This is a genomic window from Gluconobacter sp. ESL1110 (assembly GCF_058107395.1).
In genome coordinates this window covers 225,022-236,467 of the sequence record NZ_JBYLUK010000008.1, presented here as the reverse complement: position 1 = coordinate 236,467, position 11,446 = coordinate 225,022, and the positions used below count along the sequence as shown (strand labels likewise).

General features: G+C 53.3%; 12 protein-coding genes and 1 tRNA gene. 6 read left to right on the top strand and 7 right to left on the bottom strand.

Translation table 11 applies throughout. The annotated features are described in order from the left end of the window. Window positions 1-13: 13 nt before the first annotated feature. The 3 genes from AC3B6F_RS09780 to AC3B6F_RS09770 form a co-directional block, all read right to left on the bottom strand. Window positions 14-2,107, bottom strand: a complete 2,094-nt coding sequence (locus tag AC3B6F_RS09780) for a phosphocholine-specific phospholipase C (RefSeq protein WP_489824203.1) — start codon at window positions 2,105-2,107, stop codon at window positions 14-16. Window positions 2,108-2,216: 109 nt separating this feature from the next. Next, on the bottom strand, window positions 2,217-2,783 hold the full coding sequence (locus AC3B6F_RS09775; RefSeq protein ID WP_489824202.1) for a hypothetical protein: 567 nt from the start codon (window positions 2,781-2,783) through the stop codon (window positions 2,217-2,219). A gap of 4 nt (window positions 2,784-2,787) precedes the next feature. Further along, on the bottom strand, window positions 2,788-3,402 hold the full coding sequence (locus AC3B6F_RS09770; RefSeq protein ID WP_489824201.1) for a DUF1826 domain-containing protein: 615 nt from the start codon (window positions 3,400-3,402) through the stop codon (window positions 2,788-2,790). A gap of 95 nt (window positions 3,403-3,497) precedes the next feature. Between AC3B6F_RS09770 and zigA the strand changes: the two genes are divergently transcribed. From zigA to AC3B6F_RS09750, 4 genes are all read left to right on the top strand, one after another. After that, a complete protein-coding gene (gene zigA / locus AC3B6F_RS09765; RefSeq protein ID WP_489824200.1) occupies window positions 3,498-4,697 on the top strand; it encodes a zinc metallochaperone GTPase ZigA in 1,200 nt (399 codons plus the stop codon). A gap of 93 nt (window positions 4,698-4,790) precedes the next feature. Beyond that, on the top strand, window positions 4,791-5,447 hold the full coding sequence (gene petA / locus AC3B6F_RS09760) for a ubiquinol-cytochrome c reductase iron-sulfur subunit (protein ID WP_489824199.1): 657 nt from the start codon (window positions 4,791-4,793) through the stop codon (window positions 5,445-5,447). A gap of 8 nt (window positions 5,448-5,455) precedes the next feature. Beyond that, a complete protein-coding gene (locus tag AC3B6F_RS09755) occupies window positions 5,456-6,640 on the top strand; it encodes a cytochrome b (protein ID WP_489824198.1) in 1,185 nt (394 codons plus the stop codon). Then, window positions 6,640-7,338: a cytochrome c1 gene (locus tag AC3B6F_RS09750; protein WP_489824197.1), complete on the top strand. Its 699-nt coding sequence runs from the start codon at window positions 6,640-6,642 to the stop codon at window positions 7,336-7,338. Before AC3B6F_RS09755 ends, AC3B6F_RS09750 begins: the two co-directional genes overlap by 1 nt. On the opposite strand, the gene AC3B6F_RS09745 is transcribed toward AC3B6F_RS09750, so the two are convergent. From AC3B6F_RS09745 to ypfJ, 4 genes are all read right to left on the bottom strand, one after another. Continuing rightward, complete coding sequence (locus AC3B6F_RS09745; RefSeq protein ID WP_489824196.1) at window positions 7,339-7,797, bottom strand: c-type cytochrome; 459 nt, start codon at window positions 7,795-7,797, stop codon at window positions 7,339-7,341. It lies immediately after the preceding gene. A 49-nt stretch (window positions 7,798-7,846) separates the two neighbouring features. Then, window positions 7,847-8,740, bottom strand: coding sequence for a cytochrome-c peroxidase (locus AC3B6F_RS09740; RefSeq protein WP_489824195.1), 894 nt, complete (start codon window positions 8,738-8,740; stop codon window positions 7,847-7,849). Further along, the gene (locus AC3B6F_RS09735) at window positions 8,737-9,255 is read right to left on the bottom strand and encodes a hypothetical protein (protein ID WP_489824194.1); all 519 of its coding nucleotides are present in this window, start codon (window positions 9,253-9,255) and stop codon (window positions 8,737-8,739) included. The genes AC3B6F_RS09740 and AC3B6F_RS09735 overlap by 4 nt, the downstream gene beginning before the upstream one ends. Window positions 9,256-9,384: 129 nt before the next feature. Beyond that, on the bottom strand, window positions 9,385-10,242 hold the full coding sequence (gene ypfJ, locus AC3B6F_RS09730; RefSeq protein WP_489824193.1) for a KPN_02809 family neutral zinc metallopeptidase: 858 nt from the start codon (window positions 10,240-10,242) through the stop codon (window positions 9,385-9,387). Between the two features lie 181 nt (window positions 10,243-10,423). Here ypfJ and AC3B6F_RS09725 point away from each other — a divergent pair, with 181 nt between their 5' ends. Further along, a complete protein-coding gene (locus AC3B6F_RS09725) occupies window positions 10,424-11,206 on the top strand; it encodes a class I SAM-dependent methyltransferase (protein WP_426066479.1) in 783 nt (260 codons plus the stop codon). Between the two features lie 141 nt (window positions 11,207-11,347). Beyond that, window positions 11,348-11,432, top strand: a tRNA-Leu gene (locus tag AC3B6F_RS09720). Window positions 11,433-11,446 lie beyond the last annotated feature (14 nt).

The window sequence follows — 11,446 nt, the reverse complement described above, 5'->3', positions numbered from 1 at the left end:
AAGAGGTTTATGCTCAGCCGTTGATTTGATGAGCCATGACCGCACCCATGACAGGGTCTGTAATACTGGCACGGCCGGTTTCCACATGACCTGCGAGGCGTTGATGATTATCGGTTTCTCCATCGACCAACACGCTCACATCATACCATTGATGGCTTGAAGTTAGATCGAGAGACACAGCCAGTGCCTGACCACCTGCTATGGAAAGCGGCCTGTCTTCTGCACCGTAAGCGTTATCCTTGATCAGGATGTTCTTACTGACCGTACCAGTATTCCTCAGGTCAAGGACAAGCTGTCCTGTTTCTTTCTGGTGGTGAGCCCGTAGCACTAGCGTTGATGGGACAGCACGCTTGAAATATCGCGCGAAGCCATTCGGGCCGAGCACCGTGAAGTCATGCTGGCCTTCATGCGAAATATCCCAACGATCCTTGACGGATTTACCGGGCTCCACCGTATGACGGCGCGGCGTTTCGGTTGTTCCGTCCCGATAGACATAGAAGCTGGCACCGACCCTCCCCGTATTCCGGATCTCGAACGCCACCGCATCAGGCGTGTCTTCAACCAGATCCACAGCCATATTGTATGGCAGCGGACGGGCAGGGCGTGCGCCACGCTCCTGATCTCCGATATCGTCAACTGTGCTTTGGTGAGGAATGACAGGGTTGGGCAGCTTGCAGGAAGCGTCCGCGATTTTCTTGTATGCAGCTGTATCGGGGAGCGGGACTTTTACGTGTCTCTTGCGAGAGAAATCAAAAGCGCTTGTCAGATCGCCACAAACCGCACGACGCCAAGGCGTAATGTTGGTTTCCTTGACGCCAAACCGACTCTCAATGAAGCGAATGACAGAGGTGTGGTCAAAGACTTCCGAGCAGACAAACCCACCAGTGCTCCAAGGGGAAATAGCAAAGGCAGGAACGCGCGGACCAAGGCCATACGGCAGATTGTCAGGCTTGTAGCGCTGTGTTTCAAAGTTCTGGAGATGCCTGTGGATCTCACCTTCAGTGGACACAGTACTCAGGCCGGGCAGAACCGGGGTAGGAGGCTGTGGCGGCGGCATGTGATCGAAATAGCCGTCATTCTCGTCATACATGACCAGAAAGACTGTCTTGGCCCAGACGTCAGGATTTGCCGTCAGGGCATCAAGAGCATGGGCAATAAATGTTGCCCCGTATCCCGGTGTCCAGCGCGGATGTTCGGAGTAAGCTGCTGGAGGCAGTATCCACGAAACCTGCGGAAGCTTGTCGGCCAGTACATCCTGTTTGAGATGATCCAGTGTCCGGGCCGTCATGGCGCGGTCATGTAGCGCGGAGCCTGGCTGTGCCTCAGCAAAATTCTTGAAACACATCAGCACGTTGGTACCGAAATTTCCGTTTTCGATATCCGCGCCAGAAAGACCCTGCTGATACACCTGCCAGGAAACACCGGCATCCTGCAGACGCTCCGGATAGGTTGTCCAGGTAAACGGATCTGGCACCTTGGGGTAAAACTCCCGGTCTACCCAGTCCACGTTGTCGAGAATTGGGCCGCCACCCGTGGCATTCGGATCGACCATCCCGGACATCAGATAGAAGCGGTTTGGATGCGTCTGGGTTGGTGTGGAGCAGAAGTAATGGTCGCAGACCGTGAAGGCATCCGCCAATGCATAATGGAAGGGAATATCTTCGCGCGTGTAGTACCCCATCGTCATATCTTTTTTGTGACGGGGCCACTGATTGTTCCAACCCTTGTTGATCGCCGCGTGCGTGGGCGACCAGCTATGGTCAAGGTCGATAACGCATTCCGCGCTGGACGTCTGGGTTGGGAGGTGAAACGGCGTAATCCAGCCGTTTTCGGCCTTCTGTCGTTGCTGCCACCAGATGGGTTCACCGCCGGGGCCGCGAACAACATGCCGATCTCCGTAACCACGAACGCCTGAAAGATGGCCAAGATAATGGTCGAATGAACGGTTTTCCTGCATCAGCACGACAATATGCTGCACATCCTCAAGCGTTCCGCTCTCACGGTGCGCAGGAATGGCGCGAGCACGCTGGATCGAGGGCAGGAGAGCGCTCAGGGAAAAGCCGGCACCAAGGCCCAGAAGGCCGCGACGGTCGAGTTTTACGGTCACCGGATCATCTCTCTCGAATGGTCAGAACTGGACGCATGGTTACCATGCCTGATGTTTGAAAATCACGAGGCAAGAGCACGATATTTTATGTTTGTTTTGTGAATGGGCTTTAGAGAACAGACAACGCAAGATACACAGCCTGTGGACTAGCCTCGCAACTGACGCGCACCCTGTCCCCACTCAAAGAAGGAACAAACGCAAGGTCAAAAGGAGATAGACTACCGGTCGGATCGTAGCCATTGAACGTGCCCGACTTCCAATGGAGTTGCCCGGATCCATAGCAGCAAAACGCTCGCAGTTTGGCTTTCCCGAACGGCTGCTCTGGCTGTTTTTCTGATGTCAACCGCAAGACCAGCCGATCCGAGATAGCAAATGCTGCCGCCAGAGCCACCGTCTGCTCGACATCTTCAATCATGAAGGCCGGATAGCGCTCACGGATGGTGGAACTCTTCAACTGCCTCAGAATATCATTGAGTGTTCCGTCCAGAAAAAGATCTTCTGCAGGAAGCTGATGACCCTGCAATCTCTGCTGCCAGTCGTTCGGCACTTTCCGGGTCCAGACAATCATGTCCAGATCTGTCCTGGCGAGGTCTACGAGAATTTCCGGTCGACTTGAGGCTCGAACACGCGGAGCATCGGCGAGGACAGGATCAGGCCAGCTTTCGATGACAAACATGATATTAGGCCGCAATCATTACAGGAGCGTCCATGGACGCTCCACACGCACCAGCTTCGTCAATCGTCAGAAGAAGCCTCTGGCGTTTCTCGATCGGCAGAGCCGATAAACGTGGCGAGCGATGGCGGACACTGGTTGCTTCAGACCATCCCGGAAAATGCTTTCCTTTGAGAAAAACAACGGTCCCATCCGGAGCCTGATGAATGGTCAAACCTCCATCTGCCGTCCATTCAACACCAGGGCCGACATAAGTGCGAAGCAATCGCAGCCCCACACAGTCAACATGGAATTTTCGGCAACTGTCCGTTGTCACTTTCTCAAGCCGAACGCGTAACGTCTGATGCCCGGAAACCTCCTGATATCGGCTTGCAAGATCAATCATATCCGCCAGCAAAGGGAGGGTTTCATCCGGGAAAGCTTGGGTAAGACCGCTACAGATCGTCTCCAGCGTCCCTTGAGCCATGACCAGACGCGCACCATTCCGGAGATGACTCTCAGAAGCTCTTCTGATGGATTCAGTAAGTCTTTGAGAATGAACGGCAATCGTGCGTTCCGGGGAGAGTATTTCCCTGAAAGACGATTGGCTGACCAGTTGGTGACGCGTCGGGCATGATGACATCGCAACAAAATCACTCTATATATTGATATGTTATATCATAACTATATAAGCCTTTCACGCAAGACCGTTCATTCCATCAAGGAGCTTTTGTCATCATGGATGACCGATTGCCCGTTACCGTTCTCTCCGGCTTTCTTGGAGCCGGAAAAACAACACTTCTCAATCATATCCTGAACAACCGCGAAGGGCGGAAAGTCGCCGTCATCGTCAATGATATGAGCGAAGTGAACATTGACGCGGATCTGGTGCGACAGGGAGGGAGTGATCTCTCCCGTACGGATGAGAAACTCGTCGAAATGAGTAATGGATGCATCTGCTGCACCTTGCGGGATGATCTTCTGAAGGAAGTCGATCGACTGGCTCGTGAAAAGCGGTTCGACTATCTGCTGATCGAATCAACAGGCATCGCAGAACCACTGCCTGTCGCCGCAACCTTCGAGTTTCGGGACGAGGACGGCCGTAGTCTCAGCGATATTGCGCGCCTCGATACCATGGTGACAGTTGTGGATGCGGTGAATCTGCTCCGCGACTATGGTTCAACAGACTTCCTGAAAGATCGGGGAGAGGTCGCAGGTGAGGACGACGAACGGGCACTTGTTGACCTTCTTGTGGAGCAGATCGAGTTCGCCGATGTGGTGCTGCTGAACAAGGTTGATACCGCGACACCTGAACAGAGGGACGCAGCTCGCCTCATCATCAGATCTCTCAATGCGGATGCCGAAGTCCTCGAAACCAGTCAGAGCACTGTTTCTTTGGACAAGGTCCTGAACACTGGCCGCTTCGACTTTGATCGGGCTCACCAGCATCCGATGTGGTTCAAGGAACTCTATGGTCATGCCGACCATGTTCCGGAAACGCAGGAATACGGAATTTCGAGTTTTGTTTACAGAGCCCGTCGTCCGTTCTCCCCACAAGCCTTTGCACAATTTATCGAACAGTCATGGTCAGGTGTTGTGCGCGTCAAAGGCTATTTCTGGCTTGCAACACGACCGGACTGGGTTGGTGAACTGAGCATTGCAGGTGCGCTGGCCCGCAATCAGGCTGCAGGGCGATGGTGGAGCAGCGTGCCGCAGGATTCCTGGCCTGACGATGACGCCTGGCGCGCAACACTCGCAAAATACTGGGACGATACATATGGAGATCGGAGGCAGGAACTGGTCTTTATTGGTGCAAACATGGATGAAGCAGATATTCGGGCCGCATTGGATAACTGCCTGATGCCAGAAAATGCGAATGGCATTTTCATGCCCTGGCACTATGACACTCTCCCGGATCCATTTACTGTCTGGGAATAATGACAATCATACGAAAACAATAAACCGCTTTGAGATTGACACCTCCCATAATGCACTCCGATGATTGGGACCGGTCCATTTCGAGCGGAACCCATGACACAAGACGATGCCTCCCTGACTTCTGACATCCCCCACTCCAAACTGGAGCAGGGACCTCGACGCAGGGATGTGCTGGCTACCGTGACTGTTGGCATGGGATGCGCTGGCGCATGTGCGCTCGCTTATCCCTTTCTGGACAGCCTGAACGGAACACGTAGCAACCGTGTTGGCGAGAGCGACATTCTGGACGTGGATCTCTCTACACTAAAACCGGGCCAGCAGAGTGTTGTCACATGGCGGGGCTGGCCCGTTTTTGTGCAGAAAAGAACGCCGGAAATGCTGAAAAAATTTCAGGATCCAGCGCTGCTTCAAAAATTGCGTGACCCTGAGTCCCGTATGCCGCAACAACCCAGGGATGCAGCAAACTGGCATCGGTCCATTACCCCCGACATCGGCGTCATGATCGGGATCTGCACGCATCTGGGCTGCGTCCCAACATTTGATGCTCCAACACAGGCCGAGCCCTTCGGGAAATACCTTTGTCCCTGTCATGGATCGCAGTTTGACAGCGCTGGTCGAGCTTTTAAGGACGCGCCTGCGCCGTACAATCTCCCGGTTCCGCCTGTGACGATGATCTCTGCCACACATCTGCGTATCGGCGAGAGTAAAGGCGATCCTGACTTCGATATCGCCAACATTCGACAAATCTGAGCACAACCATGACTGAACGTCCTCAATCCGTATCGACATGGTTAAATACCCGACTGCCAATCTTATCCGCTTTCCGGCGTGAGTATGTTGAATTCGCCATGCCGCGAAATCTCAATTATCTCTGGAATTTCGGGGCTTTCGCAGTTGTTTCACTGACGCTTCTGATCCTCAGCGGTATCTTCCTCGCTCTCAATTACACACCGACGCTTGCCGACGCCTTTTCAAGTGTTGAAACCATCGACCGGCAGGTCGCATCAGGCTGGCTCATCCGATCCATTCACATGGGCGGCGTATCCATGCTGTTCGCAGCGCTATATGTGCATATTGCACGCAGCCTGTATTACGGTTCCTACAAAGCCCCGCGTGAGTTGGTCTGGCTGACAGGGCTGGGACTACTGCTTCTGGTTATGATTACCGCGTTTGCCGGTTACGTTCTTCCCTGGGGACAGATGTCTTACTGGGGTGGGACCGTCGTGGTGAATGCCGTCAATACAGTTCCACTTGTTGGCAAACCTTTGGCATCCTGGCTTCTGGGTGGGGAAGGTCTGGGGAATATTGCGCTGCACCGCCTCTTTGTCCTGCATTTTGTCACGGCATTTTCGATCATTGGCGTCATTGTCCTGCATGTCGCAACTCTACACGTTACGGGGTCCAATAACCCGACCGGCAAGGATTTGACGGAGCCTGACCAGACCGTGCCGTTCCACCCCTATTACACGACGAAAGACGGTCTGGGTCTTTGCCTCTTTCTGTTGGTGTATGCGGCGCTGATTTTCTTCGCGCCTGACTTTCTGACGCTGAGCGACAATTATGTTCAGGCCAACCCGCTCATAACACCTTCGGATATTACACCTGAGTGGTATTTTGCCCCGTTCTACGCCATTCTTCGGGCCGTCCCCTCAAAGCTCGGTGGTCTTATTCTTGCGACAGGCAGCGTCCTCATTCTGTTCGCGTTGCCTTGGCTTGACTCTTCGACGATCAGATCAGCCCGTTTCCGGCCTTGGCTCCGAGTGGCTCTGCCTCTTCTGTTTCTTGCTTTTTTAGCTCTTGGTCTGGCGGGGATGAGCCCTCCAAGTCCCTTCTGGCTCTGGATCAGCCGTGCCGCTGTCGCGTACTGGTATGTCTATTTTCTGGGCCTCCTTCCTATGATTGCGCGTCGAGAACAGGCCAGCCGCCGAAAAGAGCATTTTTAATGAGACGTCTCTTTATAGCCAGTATGCTGGCGTTTCCGGCTTTTGCAGCTCATGCCTCTACACCCGAACAGCGCGGCCTCGAGGTTTTTCGGCAGATTTGCAGCTCCTGCCACAGTCTCAATCATGTTACGTATGCCGATCTGGGAGAGCTGGGCCTGTCCGTCTCCGATATCGAAGCCTATGCTGCCCAGCATGAAATCCCCGATGGCCTGGATGATGATGGCGACCCAAAGACACGGCCCGCTCATCCTTCAGATGTTATCGGTTCTCCCTACCTTACAGCCGGTATGGCGCGCATGGCCAACCACGGCGGTCTTCCACCAGATTTTTCCCGTCTGGCTATGACACAGAAAGGCGGAATTAAGAGAATTATCGATATTCTGGTCTCTTATACCTCCCCGCCAGAAGGGAAAAAACTTCCACCCGGTTCGTATTACAATACCGCGATGCCCCATCTTCACATTGCCATGCCTCCGCCACTCCATGACGGACAAATCAAATATACTGATGGGACAACCGCTACCGTTCCACAGATGGCGCATGACGTTGGAGCATTTCTCTCATGGGCTGCGCATCCACATCTTCATACCAGACATCGGACGGGACTGTTCGTCCTGTCCTATCTGGCCATCCTGAGCGGCTTTCTGTTTGTTCTTAAACGACGGGTCTGGACAGGACGAACAAAGAGACTGCGCTGATCAGGGCAGGGGATGCAGAGCATCCAGCGCTTCACGCTCTGCCAGAATATCCTTGGCTTTTTTGGGCGTGTCGCGCTGCGACCTGAAATCGTCTGCAGAAAAAACCGGTGGCGTACCAGGCGTATTCAACGAAGAAACATAGGTCAAAACTGCCGCCAGATCCTCGTCACTCAGGGATTTGAAGGAGGGCATATAGCCCATGTAGCTCACATCTGAAGCTTCAAGCGGCCCGTGAAGGCCATTCAGCAGAACATGGATCAGATAGGCTTTGCCCTCAGGAGAGCCCGCGATCTTACCAATCCGGCCACTAAGGGGAGGAAACTGGCTAGGAGAACCAATCCCCGCAGCTTGATGACAAACGCTGCACCGACTGTTGTAAATTGCCAGACCATCTTCTGCATGAGCCACGGAGAGTGCCGCCAAAGCAGCTGTCAGAAAAAAGGTGGTACACTTGAGCATAGACGTCACCCTGAATGTCCTATCAGCAGATCATGGACGCAATGATCCTTCATTGTGCAATCCTGACAGGGCATTGTTCGGCAGGCAAGGCGAAGTCCTGACGTGAGAGAAATGTCTGATCCGTTAAAAGAGACAGAAAAGCCGTAATGCTGGCTATTTCTGTGTCAGATAAAAAATCTGTATTCGGATGAGCCTGAATGGCAGCCGCCAAAGTAGCCGCGGATCCATCATGCAGATACGGGGCTGTGACTTCCACATTACGAAGAGACGGCGTTCTGATGGGGCCATCCTTAAGCTTTCCCAGAACATGAAAATGCTGGTCCATGAACAACGGTGGCTTATGGCAAACCGAGCATTTTCCTTTCCCGAAAAATAACATTTCTCCATGCTTCTGCTCGCTTGTCTCCTTATGATCCGGCTGATCCCAAACAGCGTGGTCTGACACCAGGCTGCGCTCAAAAGCCGCAAGCGCCATAGAGAAGTGCTTCATGTCCCTAGCACTCTCTGGAAATGCGATTGAGAAAAGAGCCCGATAGCAGGGATTTGTCGAAAGGCGCCGAGAGAGTTCGGCCATATCGGTCATGCCCATCTCAACAGGATGGTTCCCGCTCAGGGGAATAAAGATCTGCTTTTCCAGAGAAGTGACATGTTGATCTGTCCATGTCAGGCTGTGGAATAATCCTACATTGGCGAGGGAGGGAACATTACGGATACCCTGTTCGTCCGTCACGCCGGGATGTGTGGGATTTCCATCAGAAAAAGCATGTCTTTGCTCGTGGCAGGTAGCACAGGACATGCTTCCATCCAGAGACAGGTCGGCATCGTAGAAAAGACGATGCCCCAACTCTGTCTCGGCCCTCTCGGGAGACAGAGAGGCCGCACAAGCCATTGCTGGCAGGCAGTTCACTGTCACCACGAGAAGAAACAGCCCAGAAATTCTCACGGGACAGAAGAAACCATAACAGGAATATCTTGCTGGCCACTTCCGGCAAGCTGTAGCGTGTAAGTGCCAGACTTAAGTGGAAAATCGACCATCTTCCGAATACCGGAACAATCTGGTCCGTGCTGATGGTGAGTCGAGCTGGCTGGAACAGTTCCTTGCAGGACATCAATCCATGTCTTGTTAGGGAGCATAACCCTGTATGTCCCATCTTTAGGCGCCTCAAAAACCACCATGCCACTGAAACTGACACTTCCGCCTGGCTCCGCCGGGCGCTCTACAAAATGCACATCCGGAGTGTGAGCGAGCCGGATTGTGGCGGCATGTCCCAATGTCAGCCTGCTCGCAGAGAGAGCACCAGCCTGAGTTGCGGCGTTTAAAGGGGAGGGATTGCTCCATCCTTCATAGCCAGCAGGGAGGGGATGCAGACCACTTTTGCAACTTGCGTCGTCAGCCAGTGCAGAACCTGCATGACAGGCAAACAGAGCAATGGAAAGGGGAAGCAAGATACGCTTCATGATGAATATCCTGATCAACGGCAATCCAAGCATGAAGCATCATATTTTCGCACTTTTCCAGACTCATGACGGCATCGAAAGATGTCATCTCATTCTGTAGCGTGCAGTCTCAGGCATACTCGGACGATATCAGAGGCTCGGCGCGCTGAACGTATCACAGCGATTGATGTCACCACTGCTCAGACCGCGTTTGAACCAACTGACGCGCTGGGCTGAAGTGCCATGTGTAAAGCTGTCAGGAACGACATATCCTCTCGCCTGACGCTCCAGCCGATCATCACCAACAGCAGCAGCCGCATTCATGCCTTCCTCGATATCCCCCGTTTCGAGAAGATGTTTGGCGTCATTCGCCCGTTTGGCCCAGACACCAGCAAAGCAGTCGGCCTGAAGCTCCACACGTACAGAAAGCCCGTTGGCCCCTTTTTGAGACGCATCGCCCTGTCGGCTGACCTGTTGCATGATGCCAAGCTCATTCTGAACATGATGCCCGATCTCATGGGCAACAACATACGCTCTTGCAAAATCGCCGCCCGCTCCAAGCCGGTTCTGCAACTCCTGAAAGAACTGGAGATCCAGATACACCTTGTGATCCGCCGGACAATAAAATGGTCCAACCGATGTCTGTGCATAGCCACAGGCGGACTGTACGCCACCACTGAAAAGCGTCAGCCGGGGATCATGATATGTGCGTCCCATCTGCTGGAAGTATGCTGTCCAGACGTCTTCCGTTGATCCGAGAACACGGGCAATAAACTGCTTGCTAGCATCATTGGCTGGACGCTGAACCTGTGCAACCGTCGAACTGTCGGATGACGGGCCAGTCTGCAAAAGGTTCAGGACGATGCGGGGGTCAACCCCAAAATAGAGCGCACCAATCACGAGAATGACGCCACCAATACCGCCAATCCGCAAAGGCGTGCGACCACCCCCACCGGAACCTCTCACGTCGTCAATGTTGGTGCTTTCCCGCTGATCGTCCAGACGCATGGGTATCCAGTCCTGTTTTTACTGCCGGTGGAGAGCGTTGCCAGAAAGTGCCTGCCAACGGTTGAAAGAAACATATCCGAAAGCGGAACAACGCCTCTGCTCTCAGAAATTTTCTCAGATGAGTAAAGACTTTTTTCAGTTTTGAAGCCACAGTTATGAGATTCACGACTGGAGCACTTTCATGCTGTCGAAATATGCCTTCCTGTGTCTGTTTCCTCTCCTGACCGTTACGTCCGCGCTTGCCGGGCCAACCCTGGATCAGGCTGTACACTCTCCGGAAAGAACGCCCGCTTTTGTAGCGCGTGATGCGGTCCGCCATCCCATTGAAGAATTGACTTTTTTCGGGTTGAAGCCAGACGCTCATGTTCTGGAAATCTGGCCATCAGGGGGGTACTGGACGCAAATTCTGGCGCCTTATTTGTATGATCATGGCACATACACCGTCGCGTTAGGCCCTGCTGACCTGAAAAAACAGGCTATCAGCAAGCTTCAGTCCGAACGTCCAGACATTTACGGACGGATCAAAACCACGCAATTTGACGGGCAGCATCTGGATTTTGCACCTGCAAACAGCGTTGATCTCGTCCTGACATTCCGCAACATGCACAACTGGATGGAAGCCGGAAACGCGCCGGAAATGCTTGCCGCCATTCACAGGGTCCTCAAACCAGGTGGCATACTGGGCATTGAGGATCATCGTGGGAATACCACCGCACCTCAGGATCCGATGGCAAAAGACGGATATGTTCGGCAGTCTTACGCAATCGACCTGATCCAGAAGGCAGGGTTCAAACTGGTTGGCAGTTCTGAAATCAATGCCAACCCGAAAGATACAGCCAACTGGCCCAAAGGGATCTGGACGCTGCCTCCCACTTACGCACTGGGAGCAACGGACCATGCAAAATATGAAGCCATTGGGGAGGGCGACAATTTTGTTCTGAAGTTCCAGAAGGTTAAAGACTGAACTTCAAATCCCGAGCATCCTGTGAGGAAGAGCCTGATACGGCCAGATCTGTATCAGGCAGGTGGGTCAACATTTTCAATGCCATAACTACAAATGCCATTGCCGATGCCGAAGAGTTCGTATAGACCCACCCCACAGTCCGCGGGCATGGTGGAATTGGTAGACACGCCAGATTTAGGTTCTGGTGGCGCAAGCTGTGGGGGTTCAAGTCCCTCTGCCCGTACCATCGCATAAAATTGT

Bases quoted from the DNA above. Each gene is read 5' to 3' on its own strand.
- AC3B6F_RS09735 (WP_489824194.1), bottom strand. From the start codon at position 9,255: ATGAAGCGTATCTTGCTTCCCCTTTCCATTGCTCTGTTTGCCTGTCAT.
- AC3B6F_RS09725 (WP_426066479.1), top strand. From the start codon at position 10,424: ATGCTGTCGAAATATGCCTTCCTGTGTCTGTTTCCTCTCCTGACCGTT.
- AC3B6F_RS09775 (WP_489824202.1), bottom strand. From the start codon at position 2,783: ATGTTTGTCATCGAAAGCTGGCCTGATCCTGTCCTCGCCGATGCTCCG.
- AC3B6F_RS09755 (WP_489824198.1), top strand. From the start codon at position 5,456: ATGACTGAACGTCCTCAATCCGTATCGACATGGTTAAATACCCGACTG.
- petA (WP_489824199.1), top strand. From the start codon at position 4,791: ATGACACAAGACGATGCCTCCCTGACTTCTGACATCCCCCACTCCAAA.
- AC3B6F_RS09770 (WP_489824201.1), bottom strand. From the start codon at position 3,402: ATGTCATCATGCCCGACGCGTCACCAACTGGTCAGCCAATCGTCTTTC.
- ypfJ (WP_489824193.1), bottom strand. From the start codon at position 10,242: ATGCGTCTGGACGATCAGCGGGAAAGCACCAACATTGACGACGTGAGA.
- zigA (WP_489824200.1), top strand. From the start codon at position 3,498: ATGGATGACCGATTGCCCGTTACCGTTCTCTCCGGCTTTCTTGGAGCC.
- AC3B6F_RS09750 (WP_489824197.1), top strand. From the start codon at position 6,640: ATGAGACGTCTCTTTATAGCCAGTATGCTGGCGTTTCCGGCTTTTGCA.
- AC3B6F_RS09745 (WP_489824196.1), bottom strand. From the start codon at position 7,797: ATGCTCAAGTGTACCACCTTTTTTCTGACAGCTGCTTTGGCGGCACTC.